The organism is Tateyamaria sp. ANG-S1, from assembly GCF_000814025.1.
In the GTDB taxonomy this organism is placed as follows: domain Bacteria; phylum Pseudomonadota; class Alphaproteobacteria; order Rhodobacterales; family Rhodobacteraceae; genus Tateyamaria.
Genome location: NZ_JWLL01000016.1, coordinates 37529 through 54631, shown reverse-complemented (window position 1 = coordinate 54631; position 17103 = coordinate 37529). Strand labels below are relative to the sequence as shown.

Below are 17103 nucleotides of genomic sequence, written 5' to 3'. Positions count from 1 at the left end.
TCTCAGAACCGAATGTCGTACCCGGCCTTCACACCGTAGGTGCGCTTGGTGTAGGCCCCCAACCCGCCCAGAAAGCTGTCGATCACCACGGCCCCGCCACCCGGGGTCCGGTAGCTGACGCCAAGGTTCACCCGCCCCTGCCCCTTGCGCTGATCCGGCATGGTAAAGGCGGCCCCGTAGCGATGGGTCGATGTGCGCGACAGCGCACCACCACCGCGCAGCACAAAATTTGCGCCGTTCTTGTGGCGCAGGATGCGGCGAAACTGCAGGCCCATCTTGACCTCGTTCATCCGCACGCCCTGCCCGGCCAGCGCGCTGCCCGCGCGGGCAGCCGCATCATCCGTGGCATAGGACGCCACCAGGCTCGGCGTCAGGGTCGTCACCCCATAGCTCAACTGCCCCGACAGCTTCAGCTGCGCCAGCCCGCGCCGGCTGTCGGGCCACTGCGTTCTATCGCCCGCCCGCCGGATGCCGTAAGACGCCCGCCCGCGCAAAATCCGCCCTTCCACGTAAAGCGGGTGATTGGCGGCACGGGCCAGGAAATAGGACCCGGCCATCGCGCCACGCCCCGCCCGCGCGGACTTCGCTCCGGCCTGGGCCAGATAGTCCGCCTCGATCATGCCCCCCACGATGAAGTTGGGCGTGACAAAACTGTGCAACCCCACCACACCAATGCCATAGCGGTCCTTGCGCAGCCCGTCCGCGTCCCACCGGCCCGTCGCCCGCGCCCACAGCAACCGGTCCACACCGCTTGAAAAGGTCAACGCACCCTTGTCGTCGGTCACATCGGCATTGAACACACCCGTCCCCGCCCCCGACAGAAACGCCGACAAATCAGGCTGATGGCGCACCAGCCGGTTCATGCGTGCGGTCTTCAACTGATACATCAGCCTCTGCGCTTCGACCGTCTCGGCCCGCGCAGCACTGTCACCCAGCACCCCGACACATGCGACCAAGGCCACCACGCCGCAGGACACAGCAACACCCCGCAGCCGACCGGCATATCGCATCGCTTTGCTGACAAGACGTTTGATCATCACATAAGGCCCCGGGCGTGGCTGGAACAGGCAGAAAGGCAGCAGTATGATTGAGCAGCATGTGCGGTCGTCAGAGGTGCATCACGCTACGGCGGGTGTTCTACCCCAAAACGCACAAGCGCCCAACACCGAACCGCACCCCGGCCCCGATCTGCGCGGTGAAACGTGGCGTCATGGCACCGCTTGCCCTACCACCCCAGCCCCGCACCCGGATCGCGCAGCGCCTGCAAGCGCCGCGCCGCATGGGTCGCAAATTTCTGCACCATCACCTTGCGCCGCGCAGGCGCCAGCTTGTCCTCGGGCGCCATCCTTATGATCTCCGCATCATAGGCATCGGCAATCAACAACCCCGTCCCCTCCGGCAACAAATCCACCGGAAACTCGCCATCGACGGCCCAGAAAAACCGGTCACACCACTCCAGATAGCCGTCCCACTTGTGATCCGACATGAAATCCGCCCGGCTCGACTTGCACTCGATGACCCAGACCTCCCCCTTCGGCCCCAGCGCCATTACGTCCACGCGCAAACCCCGCGCAGGCACGAACTCCTCAACCGTGGCCCAGCCCAGCGACGCCAGATGGCGCGACACGCCCCGCGCCAGCACCTGACCGGGCATCATCGTGGTGAGATCAGCGACAACTTCCATGGCGTCCAGAATATGAACAAACCCTGAACAAAAGCAAGCCACCCCCACAAGGCTTGGCGTTCCGCCCCTCTGCCCCTACCTTTGGCCGACAGCGGTGGGAGCCGACACATGACCAACGACACAAGGCTCAACGATACTGGGCTAAGCCAGACACAGGCCCGCGGCGTCCGCTATGCGCGCGAGCTCGAAGGACATCTCGGCTGGCTCGACACCTTCTCCGGCACCGCCCTCGGCGTGCTGGCCACGGCATCAGGCATCTACACCTATCTCGGGGTGTCGTCCCTCCTCGACGAAAACGGCGCCATGTCGGTCTTCGCCGCCATCGCCTACTCGGTCGCCGTCTCCGTCGGTATCTTCGTCTTCTGGTCCTACATGATGCGCCTCTTTCCCGCCGTCCGCTCGGCCCAGGCCCGCATCGGCCTGATCGTGGCCATGGGCGCAGGCTCGCTCGCCATCGTCGCCATGTCCTCCTGGCTCAACGCCGCCGCCCTCGCGGGCTCGGCGGCTGTCGAACAGCACCTCGCCAAGACGGTGCAGGACTACCAGACCAGCCTCGAACGCGCGCACGAGGTTGCGCTCAACGGCCAGTCCCTCGAACGCGACGTCGCCCGCGTCCGCCAATCCTTCGAAGACCTCTCCGAACAGGAAGCCGCAGGCGCGCTCTCCGGCCTCGCAGGCCGCGGCGCCGTCTTCCGCGTCCTGCGCTAGAAAGCGGCAGAACTCTCGGGGCTCGAAGGACAAATCAGCGCCCAAACCCCTCTGGTCGAGGCCGCCTTCACCGAAGGCAACGCAATCCTCTCCCGAATGCGCGCCCTCACCGTCGAACCGGGGCCCGTTGAGGCGCGCAGCGTCGAATTCTCCGAACAGGCCGTCCGCCTCGCGGGCCTCATCACTCAATTGCGCCAACTCTCCGTCGCCCCCCTCGTGGAACGCGCGGCCCAAGACCTCGCCGCCTCCGTCGTCCTGCCCGAACTCGACAGCTCCACCGAACAGGGCCGCACCGACCAGGCTGCCACCATCACCTCCGTGCTCGAAGTGCTCGCCCAACGCGCCAACACGCTCGAACGCGCCGCCCAAAACGTACAGGCGCAAAGCACGACCACGGACGTCACCTACACCCCCATCTCCTCGGCAGACGCGGTCATCCTCTACGCCCGCAATTTCGTCCCCTCCTGGGCCGGGGCCATCGCCATCGATCTGCTTCCAGCGGTCCTCGTCTTCATCCTCGCCATCACCCAATCCGCCATCCGCGGCGGACGCGAAGGGGCCGCAGTCGAAGACACCCTCACACTCGCCGAGCTGCGCGCCGCCATGGCCGCCCTGCGCGATGTCGAGGACACGATGACCGCCCCCGGCCAGATCAACCCGCCGGACACACCCAAACGGGTCGCCGAATGACCGACACGGCGGACACGGGGACCCCACAAGGCAAACAACGCAACCCCGTCGCCCGCGTGCTGATGGGCGTCCTGATCTTCCAGCTTGGCATCGGCGGCCTCCTGATCCTCGGCGACATGCAGGGCCTCCGCCTGCCCACCTTCGGCCCCGACGCCCCGCGCCTCACCGAACCGGTGCGCCCCGGCGACCAACGCCGCACCTTCCGCCCCGACCGCGACCGCCCCGTCACGCAACCGGCCCGCGATCCCGGCGAACTCCCCAACCGCCTCGTCCTCACACAAACCGATGGCACAACCTACCGGCTCGAAGGGGGCATAAGCGCAGGCGACGCCGACCGCCTCGCCGCAATGATCCTGCAGTCCGACCCCCGACCCGAAACGCTCATCCTGCAAAGCCCCGGCGGCTCGGTCCAGGACGCCCTCGCGCTCGGCCGCACCATCCGCGCCGAAGGGATCAGCACGCAAATGCTGCGCGGCGAATTCTGCTACTCTGCCTGCCCGTACCTGCTGGCCGCAGGCACCACGCGCGACATCTCCCCCGACGCCTCGGTCGGCGTACACCAGCACTATTTCGGCCAAAACACCTTCCTCCCCGCCGCCTTCGCGGTCGAAGACATCCAGCGCGGCCAGGCCGAGGTGATGACCTATCTCGACGAAATGGGAATCGACCCGCTCGTAATGCAACACGCGCTCAGCACTCCACCCGACCAGATCTACGTCCTGCTCCCGGAGGAGCTTGCGCGCTACGGCTTTACCCCACCAAAGGAGTAAGCCCGACCATCAAGGCTGTTGCCGCGTCAATCCCTTGCCGTCCTCGATGTGCCGATGCGTCGCCAAAACGGTCGCGATGCGTTTTTCATCCGGCGGATGCGTCCCCCAGAAACTCAGTTTCCCGCTCTCGGTCCGGGCCTGCTCGGGACGTGCAAAATAGCGGGCACCCTTCACCGGATCATAGCCCGCCGCATCCGTGATGTAGGTCCCCAGCGTATCGCTCTCCAACTCATAGGTCTGCGAATAGGCAGCGGTTCCAATAGCTGCTCCCAACTCGACGCTCCGGTTCACCAGATTGGGATCAGTGTACCCGCCATAGGCCGCCGTTTGGGCATTGGCGGCTGCCGCAATCGTCCCCAGGATCAGCGCACCGGCGATCTGTTGTTGCTGCTGCTTCTCGATATGGCGCCCGATCAGATGGCCGTATTCGTGCCCCATGACAAACGCCACCTCGTCATCGCTTTGTGTGTCGCGCAGAAGTGGCAAGGTCATGCGCACCACCGGTGTGCCGTCGACGTAGGTGAAATACGCATTCCGCTCGGGCAAGGCCCGGTCGATCTCGACACGCGCCGCACAGTTAAAATCGGGCCGTTCCTCCATGACCTCCTCGCAAAAGCGCTCGGCCACCGGACGCACCCGCCGCGCAACGCGCTGAAACCGGCGCTCTGCTGCCGCAACAGACAGCGGCACACGCGCGCCCTCAGACTGCGCATCTGCAAACATCGACCGGGCCTGCGTCGCACTCGCGGCGTCGATCTCGGGCAGCGAGAACGTAGTACCGCACGCCCCACAAAATGCCAGCAACGCGAACACAGCCAAATGTTTGAGTTTCGTGTAACGCATCCCGGCAGCCCTTTTGTGAGATTCTTGCTCTACCACCACTAGGACTGACGCGAATAGGCGTCAATACGCAGCCGTCTGCACCACGCGCAGCACGGCATCAGAGCGCCTCAGCAAATTCGTCCATACGATAGATCGCCTGCGGCATAAGGTATCGCGTTAACCCTTTGAGACGGCCGATTTTCCGCACGCACCCGAAAACGCGCAATTTTGCCCCAAAACTGCGCAGTTTCTCAAAATCGGCGCGAAACAGCCCCGTTTCAAGGGTTCCAAAACACGCAGTTTCCGCCGGAAACTTCGCAGTTTCACGACCCGGCACAGGTAGACCGCCATCAAACGAGCCGCCAAATCGCTGGTTAACACACCGCACGCACCCCGGTCCGGGGCTCCGCCCATTCGAACCTCAAACACTCCCCCGGAGTGTTTGCCGCTGGCGCGGACCGGTCCGAATTCCCTGTTTCAAAAAAATCCTCCCCGAAGGGCCGATAAGCCACCTGCCCCCAACGGCAAGCCTTGCCGCACGCCACCCTCCCGCCTATGTAAGCGCGTGGCGGGTTCTGCCCTTCTCGTGACAGGTTGCATTCCGGTGGCCTTAAGCAATTCCGAGGGAGCTGGCTCTGTCCGGGCCCTGGTCCGGTTACCTGGCGCCCACCTGTATATACAGGTCCTCGGGAATGAGAGAACCAAACGGTTGTGGTGGTCCCGTCACTTCACCCCAACATCTTGTGCTGCAATCCTGCACAGACCCGGTTCGCAAGCGCGAATTGCGGTGCGCAGACGCGCGCCTATCTTTGCCGCAACGCAAGGATGAAAGGAGACACCCATGTCCCTCAGACCCACCATTGAAACCCGCAAGGCCCAGCCCACGATGGAAGGCGCAGGCGTCCACCTGCACCGCGCCTTCGGCTTTCAGGACCCCTCGGAAATGGACCCGTTCCTCCTCTTCGACGACTTCCGCAACGACGTGCTGGAAAATTTCGAAAAGGGGTTCCCCTGGCACCCACATAGGGGAATAGAAACAATCACTTATGTGCTTGAAGGCACCGTCGAACACAGCGACTCCTTAGGCAATTCAGGCACCCTCGGCGCAGGCTCTGTCCAATGGATGACCGCCGGGTCCGGCATCCTCCACCAGGAGATGCCACACGGCAATGCGCGCGGTCAAATGCACGGCTTCCAGCTCTGGGGCAACCTGCCCGCGGACCAGAAAATGACGGCTCCACGCTATCAGGACATCCACGGGTCAGACATACCCGAAATCACCGATGACGACGGAACGAAAGTACGGGTTATCACAGGCGAATTCTGGGGCAAGACAGGCCCGGTCGACGGCATCGCCGCCGATCCGCAATACCTCGATATCTCGGTGCCCGCCGGTGTGAAAAAGACCTTCAAAATAGACACTTACCGACGCGCCTTCGCCTATGTCTTCCAAGGTGCGGGCGCCTTCGCCGACGCCTCCGACCCTTCGGGCATCTTGCTGGAAAAGGAAGTCGCAGGACAAGAGCTCAACATCCGCGACCTCTCCGGCGACCGCACCCTGATCCGCTTCGGCACAGGCGACGAAGTCACGGTGCAAGCGGGCCCAGACGGCATCCGCTTCCTGCTGATCTCCGGTGCGCCCATCAACGAACCCGTCGCCTGGCACGGCCCCATCGTGATGAACACGCAAGAGGAACTGATGCAGGCCATGCGCGATCTGCGCAACGGCACCTTCATCCAACCTGCACACTGAACGGGACGGCGGGCGGGGCGCATTTGGCGCAGCCAAACAGCGTCCGACCCGCCGTCACGCCATCACGGACTTGCGCACCATGTCCCAATACTGATCCTGCACGTCCCCAAGGCTCAAACGCCCCTCATCCCGGAACCATGTCGTCACGCCCGTCAGCATCGCAATCACGGCGAGCGTGGCGATCTTGGGGTCTGGCACGTCAAACACACCAGCCCCGGCCCCATCGCGCAAAATGCGTTCCAAAACAGCCTCATAGCGACCACGCAGCCCCTCAATCTCGGCAAAGTTGTCGACGTCCAGATTGCGCAATTCCATGTAAGCAATGAACACCGCATCCGGTCGCGCGTGGTGAAACCCGATGTGAAAGCGAACAAAGGCCTCAAGCTGCTCCAGCGGTGGATCACCCCCATCAACTGGCACCGCCGCCAGCAGCTCGACCATATGGTCACGCATCAACTCAACAAGCAGGCTCTGCTTGTCCGGAATGTAGTTATACAGCGCCCCCGCCTGCACCCCAACTTCGCCCGCGATCTGGCGCATGGACACAGCCGCATAGCCATGCCGCGCAAACAGCCGCAGTGCCGCGTCGCGGATACGCGGGCCTGTGATGTCGGAATGCGAACCAGTTGTGCGCGCCATGGGCAGGATTTAACTGAACACCCATTCAAACCCAAGCGATGCTTGCGCCATTCGGGACCATGGTGCATCACAAGGGCAACACATGGTTTTCGGAACCCGTTTGAATATGCGCGCACCTGCCGCCCTTCTTCTCTTTGCACTTGCTGCGTGCACACAATTCCCCGAATTGGACGACGCAGTATCACCCGATGTGGCAGGGTCAGACTTCCCGGCCCTTCTCCCGCTGGAGCCGCTTCTGGCGGGCACAGCACCAATTGTCGGCGACCCGATCCAAACCAGCGAAAGCCTCGAGGCGCGTATCGAAGCGCTGCGCGCCCGCGCGCGCGCCCTGCAACAGCGCCCCATCGTCGATCCCGCCACCCGCGCCCGGATGCAGGAACGCTGGGGCTAACGGCAATTGCACCCCGCCCATGAACCCGCTACATCGCCCGCGACGCCCAATCGCTACAAGGACCCCGACATGAACGCACCGCTTCGGCTTGGCATCGCAGGGTTGGGCACCGTCGGCATCGGCGTGGTGAAGATCGTGCGCCAGCACGCCGCCATGCTTGAGGCACGCACCGGCCGCAAGATCGAGATCACCGCCGTCAGCGCGCGGTCCCGCAACAAGGATCGTGGCGTCCCCCTCAACGGCTATGCGTGGGAAGACGACCCCGTTGCCCTCGCCACCCGCGATGATGTGGACCTGTATGTCGAACTGATGGGCGGCACCGACGGCCCGGCCAAAGCCTCCGTCGAGGCCGCGATTGCTGCAGGCAAGGATGTGGTCACGGCCAACAAGGCGATGCTCGCCATTCATGGGCAAGCGCTGGCGGAGGCTGCGGAAGCCAAGGGCGTCAGCCTGCGCTATGAGGCGGCTGTCGCCGGTGGTATTCCCGTGATCAAAGCGCTGACCGAAGGGCTTGCCGGAAACGAGATCAAGCGCATCGTCGGCGTCATGAACGGATCCTGCAACTACATCCTGACCCGGATGGAAGACGCGGGCCTGAACTATCAAGAGGTCTTTGCCGAAGCTGACGGGCTGGGCTACCTTGAGGCCGACCCTCAGCTTGACGTGGGCGGCATCGACGCCGCGCATAAGCTGGCGATCCTGTCCTCCATCGCCTTCGGCACGCGGGTCGATTTCGACGGGATCGAATTGGAAGGGATCGAGCGGGTCAGCATCGACGACATCCGCCATGCCGCCGACATGGGCTACAAGATCAAGCTGCTGGGCGTGGCGCAAAAGACGGGCCGCGGGCTGGAGCAGCGTATGATGCCCTGCCTCGTGCCCGACACATCACCGTTCGGGCAGCTTCAGGGCGGCACCAACATGGTCGCCATCGAAGGACACGCGGTAGAACAGGTTGTCCTGCGTGGTCCCGGCGCGGGCGAAGGGCCCACTGCCTCTGCGGTGATGGGCGATGTGTGCGACATCGCGCGCGGGCTGCGCCTGCCTGTCTTTGGCCAACCTGCTGATACTTTGACGGAGGCGCCACGCGCCGCATCCATCCTTCCCGCACCCTACTATCTACGCATGGCGCTGGTCGACAAACCCGGTGCGCTGGCCAAGATCGCCACCGTGCTGGGCGATGCAGGCGTCAGCATCGACCGGATGCGCCAATACGGGCACAGCGACACGACCGCCCCCGTGCTGATCGTCACCCACACCTGCACCCGTTCAGCCGTGAACGCGGCGCTGGAGGCGATGCAGAGCACCGGTGTGCTGGCCTCCGACCCGGTTGTGCTGCGCATCGAATCCATCTGAATTTTCAAACTTCGCCAAAGGACTTTTCTTCATGACCGACACCGCACAATTCCAGGACCGCATGCTGTCATTGGGCCTCGCCCGCGTGTCCGAGGCGGCAGCACTCGCCTCCGCCCGGCTGGTCGGCCACGGCGATGAAAAGGCAGCCGACCAGGCGGCCGTGAACGCGATGCGCCAACAGCTCAACATGCTGGACATCGCGGGCGTCGTCGTCATCGGCGAAGGCGAGCGGGACGAAGCACCCATGCTCTATATCGGCGAAGAGGTCGGCACAGGCACAGGCCCCGGCGTGGACATCGCGCTCGACCCGCTCGAAGGGACGACATTGACGGCCAAGGACATGCCCAACGCCCTGACCGTGATCGCCATGGGCCCGCGCGGCAGTATGCTGCACGCGCCTGACGTCTACATGGACAAACTGGCCATCGGCCCGGGCTACGCGCCCGACACCGTCACACTCGACATGACGCCTGCCCAACGGGTCGAGGCGCTGGCCAAGGCCAAGGGCTGCGAAACTTCCGACATCACGGTTTGCATCCTGGAACGCCCCCGGCACGAAGCCGTCATCAAGGCCGTACGCGACACCGGCGCCTCCATCCGCCTCATCACCGACGGTGACGTCGCAGGCGTGATGCACTGCGCCGACCCGACCACGGGTATCGACATGTATATGGGCGAAGGCGGCGCACCCGAAGGTGTGCTGGCAGCCGCGGCACTGAAGTGCATGGGTGGCCAGATCTATGGCAAGCTGCTGTTCCGCAACGACGATGAAAAGGGCCGCGCGGCCAAGGCGGGGATCACCGATCTCGACCGTATCTACACGCGGGATGAGATGGTGACGCAGGACGTGATCTTTGCCGCTACGGGCGTGACCAGCGGATCGCTTCTGCACGCCGTGCAACGCGAACCCGGCTGGCTGACGTGTGAAACGCTGCTGATGCGGTCCAAGACAGGCTCGGTCCGCCGCATCAACTACCGCACCCCGACCCACACGGTCTGAGTGCCGGGCGGGCGACATGGCCCGCCTTACGATTGCTCTGGCGCGTGCCGGGGCCCTGCCCGCGCCGATCTGGCGCGGCGCGACATGGGGGGAGAGTGGCGCTGTGGCATTTCTGGGGGTCGAACAGTCCTTGACCGGTCGGGCCTGGATCGGCCCGGACCTTGCCACGGAACGGGCCGCCGAAACGCTGGCGCAACATACCCAATTGCCCCGCCCTATCTGCCAGATCCTGGCGCGGATGGGTGTCGCGCCGGACAGCGCCGACAGCTACCTCAACCCGACCTTGCGCGATCTGATGCCCGACCCGAGATCGCTGCGTGACATGGAATCAGCGGCGTCCCGAATTCTGGCGGCTGTCCGTGGTCGCCAACACATCGCCATCTTCGCAGACTACGATGTGGACGGCGGCAGCTCGGCTGCCCTGCTCATCACCTGGCTGCGAGAGGTCGGAGCCACCGCGCCAACACTCTACGTGCCCGACCGCATCGACGAAGGCTACGGCCCCAACGACGCCGCCATGGCTCAATTGGCTCGGGCGCACGACCTGATCATCTGCGTCGATTGCGGCACCCTGTCTCATGGCCCAATCGCAGCAGCACAGGGCGCGGATGTAATCGTTCTGGATCACCATTTGGGCGGTGAAACGCTGCCGGACGCCTATGCCGTCGTGAACCCCAACAGGCAGGACGAAGACGGTGCCTTGGCCCATCTCTGCGCAGCCGCGGTGGTGTTTCTGGCGCTTGTCGAAGCGGGGCGGCAAATGCGGGCGAGCGGACAGACCGGGCCCGATCTCATGGCGATGCTGGACCTTGTTGGCCTTGCCACAGTGGCCGATGTGGCACCGCTGACCGGTGTGAACCGCGCGTTTGTGCGGCAAGGGCTCAAGATCATGGCACGGCGAGATCGGACAGGTCTGGTCGCGCTGGCGGACATCGCAGGTCTCGACACTGCGCCGACACCATACCATTTGGGCTATCTTTTGGGTCCCCGGATCAACGCAGGCGGCAGGATCGGACAGGCTGACCTTGGCGCGCGGCTGCTGGGCACAACCGACCCGCACGAGGCGGCGGCACTGGCCGAGCGCTTGAACACACTGAACGCCGAACGCCGCGACATCGAAGCCAAGGTGCGGGCAGAAGCAATTGCACAATGCGAAGCGCGCGGCAGCGACGGTGCGCTGGCCTGGGCCGCTGGACCGGGTTGGCACCCCGGTGTCGTGGGCATCGTTGCCTCGCGCGTGAAGGAAGCGACCAACCGCCCCTCCATCGTGATCGGCATTGAGGACGGGATCGGCAAGGGATCGGGGCGCTCGGTCTCGGGCATCGATCTGGGTGCACCCATTCAACGGCTTGCGGCCGAAGGGCTTTTGATCAAGGGGGGCGGACACAAGATGGCGGCCGGGCTGACCGTCGAGGAAAGCAAGATCGACGCGGCCATGGCGCGGCTGTCCGAATTGCTGGCTAAACAGGGCGCCGACGCGCTTGGCCCCGCCGATCTGCGCCTCGACGGTGCCCTGATGCCGGGCGCAGCAACCGTCGAGCTGCTGGATCAAATCGACGCCGCAGGCCCGTTCGGGGCCGGCACCCCTGCCCCGCGCTATGCTTTTCCCGGGATGCGCATCCTGAACGCCCGGCGCGTGGGAGAAACCCATCTGAAAGTGACCTTTGGCGAAGCGGGCGGCACGCGGATGGACGCCATAGCCTTTGGGGCGTTCGACACCGCGCTCGGGCCGGAATTGATGGATCACGGCGGCGCCTCTTTCCACCTGGCAGGCCGGGTCGAAATCAACACATTTCGCGGGCGGCAATCGGTGCAATTGCGGCTCGAGGATGCCGCGCGGGCCTGATCACGGGGCGACGGGAAAATTCCGCAGATTTATATCGGCTCCGGCGTTTTTTCCGCTTGCGCCCTTCCGCTGAATTGCCTATCTGAGCGCTCACACCAGCGATGGCCCGTTCGTCTATCGGTTAGGACGCCAGGTTTTCAACCTGGAAAGAGGGGTTCGATTCCCCTACGGGCTGCCACCTCCCCCGACAAGCTATTGATAAGCATGGACTATCCCTCCTGCTTGTCCAACTCTTTAGAAGAGTTGGACAATTTTCCCAGTTTTTCGAAGCCGCTATCGGCCAGTTTCGAGCGGTTTGCAGCCCTCGTGTAGACCGAAGCTTGCGTGGTATCCGTGTGTGCGAGATACGACGCGATCTCCCAGTCGGACGCTCCCGCATCGGCCAACCTCGTCGCTCCTGCCTTGCGTAAGCCGTGTATCGATCCGGGAACTTCTGCTTCGCGGCAACGGTCACGGAACCAGTTGCCAAAGGACGTGACCTTGTAGGGTTGGCTCGCGTAAAGGGTGCGCAGAGTATCGACTTCGACCAGTGCGGCAGTCTTCAGGTTGCTAATTGACCAAAGTGCAGCCAAAAGGATCAACGCACCGAGCAGACCGGAAGCAGCAATGCCACCAATTACAAAATGCCGAGTCCGCTTTACGCGGGTTTCAAGTTTGTCCATCTCATCTTAGACAAACGCCATCTTTGCCTCGACAGTTGCGGACTTGAACGCTGTCTCTTGCACAAGCGTCTGTAGGTAATCTATCGCCTTGACTAGGTCGGCTGCCTTCTGTGTCTGCACTGCACCTTCAAGCTGGCGTTGCTGCCGCAGATAGGCGATCCGGTCATCTAGATCGGCGCTCATGGCTCATACCCCTGATCCAAAGGCACCGAGGCGGATTTCAACTCGTCTGATAGGTCAGAGCGCAGTTGTGTGGGGTCAGCTCTTGGCAGAAACGCGGACAACTTGTGCCAGGCCGAAATGATCGCCGAGACAGGTTTCTCCAGGTAAGACATGATTCCGTAATCATCCACACTCTTCGCCAAGGCTCGATCCGAGATTTCAATTGAGGAACGTTCCGGGTTGAACCGAACGGCCCCCGAAAACACGCCTACGAGCACACGCACCGTTGTTCCGGCAACGTCCAGCACCACCCTTTTGACAACCCGCCTTTTCTCAAGCTCAAAGGCGAGTTCTTGTTGTTTCATGTCCGCCTTTGCGGCTTCCATCTGAGCGGACTGAGCTGCGAGTTCTTCACGCACTTTCTGTTGCAGTTGACGGGCGTCCTGCTTCGCCGCGTCAACCACTTGCCGAGCATGCTTCGTAGTGCGTCTCTTTGCTTCCTCAGCCTCACGCTGAGCCTGATCGACCAAAGCCAGCTTTTCGGCGAGTTCTTCTGCTTTCTGCGCCGCAGACTGTTCCAGGGCGTCCTCAGCGTCAATGATGCGCTCCACCCGCGTCGCAATATCAGTTTGCAGCTTGGCATCGCGCCGCGCTTGATCTTTGCGGGCCTTCCATTGCTGGCGGCTGAGCCGTTCACGTTTCGGCCCAGTTCGAGTCAGGCCACAGGCAAGACTCACATGCTCATAGTAGTGGTCCTGCAAATCTCGCGCCTTCGCGCGATACGCGGCATTGCCAAGTTTCAGTGCGGCCTTGTTGTCATGACCTTCGGCACGGGCTGCCTCCACCGTCTCCTCTTTGGCTTGCCAAGCTGGATTGAGCTGGCGGGCCGAACAGGTCCGATCATCAAGCGGCAAGACATAGGCGTGCATGTGCGGGTGCTTTTCGCCCCAATGCTCGATCACCGAAACCAACTTGTCGCCGAACCGCCTCTTGAGCCAGGCAAGATTATGGTCCCGCCAGCGTTCGTATTCGACGCGGGCCTCGGGTTTCGAGTTCACAAGATCGGTCGGCAAGGGGTGCGATGAAACAGCCGTCATCAATGTGTGCCGGTCTTTTCGGATACCGCGCCGCGCCTTTCGGCCATTCTTCAGAGCGACCTCGACCCCACCAGCGGCGACCATTTCGTCATGCAGCCTCCGGACCTCGGTAGCAGCCACGCCATAGACGAGAGACGGCGGGCGTGGATCGGCAACGTGCTTGCTGTACTCAGGTCCACGGGAAGCTTCAGCGAGCACCCTTTCAACAGACTGCCCGACCTCATTGGCTTTGCGCGAATAGGACTGAAGGTGCATGAATTGGGGACCGGACATCACAGCCCCCCAGTTTCAAAGCAAACGCAATATGGACCGACTATTGAGTTGCAAGCAACTCGCCGGGCAGGGCGCCGCGCCCCTGCACCCAACCAAGCGGCTGTGCCGCCGATCCCAGCGGGACCGAAGCCGCCTTCCGCGGCTGCAACACCAGCCCGCGCCAGCCTTTTGGTGGGCGTGCGGTCTGATGTTGCTAAGGGGGCTTTGTGGGAGAGTGGAGACCGCAACATCACAGGCACCCTGCAGCTTGCGCATCATCGAGCGTGATGAGATTGTGGCCAACGACGTCATGCAATTGAGTCTTCGTCAGGTGCCGACACATCCCGTGGCGCGTCCTGATCCAGCCTGCAATCTGTTCGGCACGTTTCACTGCCGCCGCTTCTGCCTCCACCCGAACAAGCCTCAGATCATCAACATGCCGCTGCCACTTTCGATCCCGCAGCCAGTTGTCGATGAATGCTACCTTGCTTCTGGTGAAATCTGCGCTTTCTGTCGAATAGGCTTGGGGGGCTACCACCAACTCATCCCTGGAAATCTGCCGTAGGATATCCTTCACAAGTTGGCGACAAGCTTTTCGGTCCCGCCTACGGTCTTCAGGTTAAGCCGCCCAGACGATTTCAAGGTCAGCATCCGCCTCCTCCGCGCTGGAAGGATCTGGTTTAGAATATGGTTCTGATATGTTCGTATTACATTTGCCCTCAGGGGCCGATGCGCTGTCCTCTGGGGCAAATGCATCATCTGACCTTTCGGGTCGCTCCATTTGCCCTTCTAGGCAAATCGGTTCGCCCAAGGCATACCAGTTCGCGCGCTTAAACTTGTCTTGGGCAAAGTTCCCCTTGAGGATCAGCCCAGCCTCAACCAGCTTGTCTAGTGCTGTTCTGATCTGCTTGGCGGTCAGATATGGGAACTTCTTATCGAAGGCGGAAAGGGAGTTATAGGTCCAGTAGCGGCCTTCATGGAAGTTGCGCCGATTAGTTTCATTGTGACGGACCCAGAAGACGAGGTTGCGATAGACGACCGCCGCGTTGACGCCCACCAGCATGGCGATGTCTGGGTCGAATGTATGAAAGGCCGCATCGGCCTTGACCTCCGAGCGACTCATTGGACTAGCTTTAGACGGTTGGACGGACCCCGGTTTTCTTGAATAAATTCAATGGGGTCGAAGCAACCAGTTGGACACTTCAAGCCGTTGATTTCATTTACTTCTTGGCTTACCCTACGGATTGCCACACTTTTCCCTATAAGCATGAGAAGTTGGCGTATGCGCCGGCTGGTTGGTGAAACGATTAACACGTAAGCCACTCATCGCATCAGTCGCGCTGCTTATGTATTTATCAGCGGGCTTCCGGCGACCGGGATACTCCCATCAAATGGACTTGCATGTCCCGGCCCGCAGGAAACCGACCAAGGCGCTTCTAACTTGGCCGCTGGTCGCTTCACACGAGTGTCTCAGCGATCACTACTAAGCTGCGTCGACGCATAATCAACACAGTCGAAGGGTACCAAACAACGCGCGTCGGCATTGAGTTTATCGCCTAGGACTCCCGTTCCACGTCGCGGCCTTTGGGCGGAGCGAGGTTTTCAGCAGAACGCCGGAGTGCGGGGACATAGTGGGTCTGTTGCCCACGGCCACCGTGCTTGGAGGCATAAAGCGCCACATCGGCGTCATCCATCACCTCGGCGACGCTTTGCTTCGATGCCGGGTCATAAATGGCGGACCCGATGCTGGCAGAGATCTTGCACACCTCACCCTGAAACGGGATCGGCCGCGACAGGCGTTCGATGATGCGGCGCCCTATACCCTCCATCGCTTCGCCACCCTTGGCATGCGGAAGAATGATCACAAACTCATCACCGCCCACGCGCGCGACAGTGTCGCTGTCCCGCGTCTCTTCGACCATGACACGCGCAACCGTCTGCAATACATGATCGCCTGCGGCATGGCCCAACGTATCATTCACCGCCTTGAACCAATCCAGATCAATCTGCATCAAGCCGAACCGCGTGCCCCAATCCACGTGGCGAGCCACCACATGGTCCATTGCCCGGCGATTTTTGAGGCCGGTCAAGGTATCGGTAAACGCCTGCTCCTCTGCTGCGATCATGGCCCCCTGAAGGCGCAGATTGAGCTTGCGGGACGCTTCCATCGCGGCCGACTTGGCCTCAACCAGATACAGCATTTCGACGGTCAGATCGGTAGCCGCAAAGTCCCCGCTGGTCAACGCATAGTCAGACACCGCATCCACGACCGAAATGCCAAAGGATAGGTTCACAATGCTTTGGCCTTCGGTCAGGCCGGGAACCAGCAGCCCCTTCACCTCGGTCTTGGGGGCATCGCGCAATTGAAGATGCAGCTTGGTTCCAGCGGCGGCACGCAACGCATCCATCGTGGTGATCGCACGCGGCCGTTTGAGATCGAAGATTTCAAGAAAGCGACGCCCCACCATCTGCGCATCCGGGCGCAGCTTTTGCAGCGTCGGTCCTGCGTGCACCACATGTCCTGTGGGCCCGAGAACAACATGCATCGGACATAGAACATCCAGGGCCTGCATGAGTGCTTCGTGATCGTTCATGACGCGCGTGCCCCCAGATCAAATGCACGGCCTGCAGCAAATTCAGTTTCGACCAGAGTGACCGAAATCGTTTCGATCCCGTCGCCGCCCCCAGTATGTTCAAGCAATGCAAGTGCGCCGTAATCATCGGCCATCGTTCGCAGAATACCCATCATCACATGCCCATACCCCACCATCGGGCTTTCACAGATCAGGCTGAAATGCGTGGGCGAGTGATCCCTTAATTCGATGCGCGGCAGGTTCAGATCAGACACAGCAAGGCGCGCGCGATCCGGCAGATCATCCAACGAGTGCAGGAATTCAACGAATGTGACCCCGCCGAAACGCAGCAATCGGCGCAAGGCTTCGACATTCGGATGCGACACCAGATATGTTCCCATATCCTCCATCACATCGCTGCGCGGCCTGTTCAGCACGTTGCTGATCGCATCCAGCAGGCGCGGTGTGATGTCATCATCATAAGTGAGCATCGCCTCGAACTCGACAAAGTCGAGATCTGCGATGCGGGTCGCTTCGACCCATTTGTCAGCCCCGTAACTGTCCGTCACGAAACACTGAATTGCTCGATTGATCAGCCCATGCATGGCGCGACATTCCCATTTCCACGAGACCGACAATGCCCGCTGACCTCTAAACAATCCAATAACAGATGCAATTTGACCTAATTATTGGACCGC

At 62.1% G+C, this 17103-nt stretch carries 17 protein-coding genes, 1 tRNA gene and 1 pseudogene; 9 read left to right on the top strand and 10 right to left on the bottom strand.

Features of this window, described 5'->3' with window-relative positions; all coding sequences use genetic code 11:
* Window positions 1–2: 2 nt before the first annotated feature.
* Together RA29_RS20230 and RA29_RS20225 are read right to left on the bottom strand one after the other, a co-directional pair.
* Window positions 3–1037, bottom strand: coding sequence for a hypothetical protein (locus tag RA29_RS20230; RefSeq protein ID WP_039689460.1), 1035 nt, complete (start codon window positions 1035–1037; stop codon window positions 3–5).
* A 188-nt stretch (window positions 1038–1225) separates the two neighbouring features.
* Window positions 1226–1684 carry an MmcB family DNA repair protein gene (locus RA29_RS20225; protein ID WP_039689458.1) on the bottom strand — a complete coding sequence of 153 codons (459 nt, stop codon included), beginning with the start codon at window positions 1682–1684 and terminating at the stop codon, window positions 1226–1228.
* 108 nt (window positions 1685–1792) lie between these two features.
* Between RA29_RS20225 and RA29_RS20220 the strand changes: the two are divergent.
* Together RA29_RS20220 and RA29_RS20215 are read left to right on the top strand one after the other, a co-directional pair.
* Window positions 1793–3082: pseudogene (locus RA29_RS20220) on the top strand (hypothetical protein).
* Window positions 3079–3852: a hypothetical protein gene (locus RA29_RS20215; RefSeq protein WP_052249834.1), complete on the top strand. Its 774-nt coding sequence runs from the start codon at window positions 3079–3081 to the stop codon at window positions 3850–3852. The pseudogene RA29_RS20220 and the gene RA29_RS20215 overlap by 4 nt, the downstream one beginning before the upstream one ends.
* Before the next feature lie 9 nt (window positions 3853–3861).
* Here the strand turns inward: RA29_RS20215 and RA29_RS20210 are convergent, their stop codons facing one another.
* A complete protein-coding gene (locus tag RA29_RS20210; RefSeq protein WP_039689457.1) occupies window positions 3862–4695 on the bottom strand; it encodes a M48 family metalloprotease in 834 nt (277 codons plus the stop codon).
* A gap of 820 nt (window positions 4696–5515) precedes the next feature.
* Here RA29_RS20210 and RA29_RS20200 point away from each other — a divergent pair.
* A complete protein-coding gene (locus RA29_RS20200; protein ID WP_039689453.1) occupies window positions 5516–6427 on the top strand; it encodes a pirin family protein in 912 nt (303 codons plus the stop codon).
* A gap of 54 nt (window positions 6428–6481) precedes the next feature.
* Here RA29_RS20200 and RA29_RS20195 read toward each other — a convergent pair whose 3' ends face one another.
* Window positions 6482–7066 (bottom strand): TetR/AcrR family transcriptional regulator, encoded by a 585-nt coding sequence (locus RA29_RS20195; RefSeq protein ID WP_039689451.1) that lies wholly within the window; start codon window positions 7064–7066, stop codon window positions 6482–6484.
* An 82-nt stretch (window positions 7067–7148) separates the two neighbouring features.
* On the opposite strand from RA29_RS20195, the gene RA29_RS20190 reads away from it, so the two are divergent.
* From RA29_RS20190 to RA29_RS20170, 5 genes are all read left to right on the top strand, one after another.
* The gene (locus tag RA29_RS20190; protein ID WP_241462668.1) at window positions 7149–7457 is read left to right on the top strand and encodes a hypothetical protein; all 309 of its coding nucleotides are present in this window, start codon (window positions 7149–7151) and stop codon (window positions 7455–7457) included.
* A gap of 69 nt (window positions 7458–7526) precedes the next feature.
* The gene (locus tag RA29_RS20185; RefSeq protein ID WP_039689447.1) at window positions 7527–8813 is read left to right on the top strand and encodes a homoserine dehydrogenase; all 1287 of its coding nucleotides are present in this window, start codon (window positions 7527–7529) and stop codon (window positions 8811–8813) included.
* Between the two features lie 31 nt (window positions 8814–8844).
* Window positions 8845–9813 carry a class II fructose-bisphosphatase gene (glpX, locus tag RA29_RS20180; RefSeq protein ID WP_039689445.1) on the top strand — a complete coding sequence of 323 codons (969 nt, stop codon included), beginning with the start codon at window positions 8845–8847 and terminating at the stop codon, window positions 9811–9813.
* 103 nt (window positions 9814–9916) lie between these two features.
* Window positions 9917–11659, top strand: coding sequence for a single-stranded-DNA-specific exonuclease RecJ (gene recJ, locus RA29_RS20175; RefSeq protein ID WP_039689502.1), 1743 nt, complete (start codon window positions 9917–9919; stop codon window positions 11657–11659).
* A 103-nt stretch (window positions 11660–11762) separates the two neighbouring features.
* A tRNA-Glu gene (locus tag RA29_RS20170) sits at window positions 11763–11837 on the top strand.
* A gap of 31 nt (window positions 11838–11868) precedes the next feature.
* Here RA29_RS20170 and RA29_RS20165 read toward each other — a convergent pair.
* The 3 genes from RA29_RS20165 to RA29_RS20160 are packed head-to-tail and all read right to left on the bottom strand — an operon-like array spanning window position 11869 to window position 13853.
* The gene (locus tag RA29_RS20165) at window positions 11869–12321 is read right to left on the bottom strand and encodes a tyrosine-type recombinase/integrase (RefSeq protein ID WP_039689443.1); all 453 of its coding nucleotides are present in this window, start codon (window positions 12319–12321) and stop codon (window positions 11869–11871) included.
* A gap of 6 nt (window positions 12322–12327) precedes the next feature.
* Window positions 12328–12504, bottom strand: a complete 177-nt coding sequence (locus RA29_RS23335; protein WP_193743600.1) for a hypothetical protein — start codon at window positions 12502–12504, stop codon at window positions 12328–12330.
* A complete protein-coding gene (locus tag RA29_RS20160; RefSeq protein ID WP_039689441.1) occupies window positions 12501–13853 on the bottom strand; it encodes a plasmid recombination protein in 1353 nt (450 codons plus the stop codon). The genes RA29_RS23335 and RA29_RS20160 overlap by 4 nt, the downstream gene beginning before the upstream one ends.
* A 247-nt stretch (window positions 13854–14100) precedes the next feature.
* Between RA29_RS20160 and RA29_RS23030 the strand changes: the two genes are divergently transcribed.
* Window positions 14101–14397 carry a hypothetical protein gene (locus RA29_RS23030; protein ID WP_152613100.1) on the top strand — a complete coding sequence of 99 codons (297 nt, stop codon included), beginning with the start codon at window positions 14101–14103 and terminating at the stop codon, window positions 14395–14397.
* Window positions 14398–14451: 54 nt separating this feature from the next.
* Here RA29_RS23030 and RA29_RS22175 read toward each other — a convergent pair whose 3' ends face one another.
* From RA29_RS22175 to RA29_RS20145, 3 genes are all read right to left on the bottom strand, one after another.
* Window positions 14452–14955, bottom strand: coding sequence for a hypothetical protein (locus RA29_RS22175; RefSeq protein WP_052249832.1), 504 nt, complete (start codon window positions 14953–14955; stop codon window positions 14452–14454).
* A gap of 433 nt (window positions 14956–15388) precedes the next feature.
* Window positions 15389–16426, bottom strand: coding sequence for a GGDEF domain-containing protein (locus RA29_RS20150; RefSeq protein ID WP_039689439.1), 1038 nt, complete (start codon window positions 16424–16426; stop codon window positions 15389–15391).
* Window positions 16423–17010, bottom strand: a complete 588-nt coding sequence (locus tag RA29_RS20145; protein WP_039689437.1) for a heme NO-binding domain-containing protein — start codon at window positions 17008–17010, stop codon at window positions 16423–16425. The genes RA29_RS20150 and RA29_RS20145 overlap by 4 nt, the downstream gene beginning before the upstream one ends.
* Between the last annotated feature and the right edge of the window lie 93 nt (window positions 17011–17103).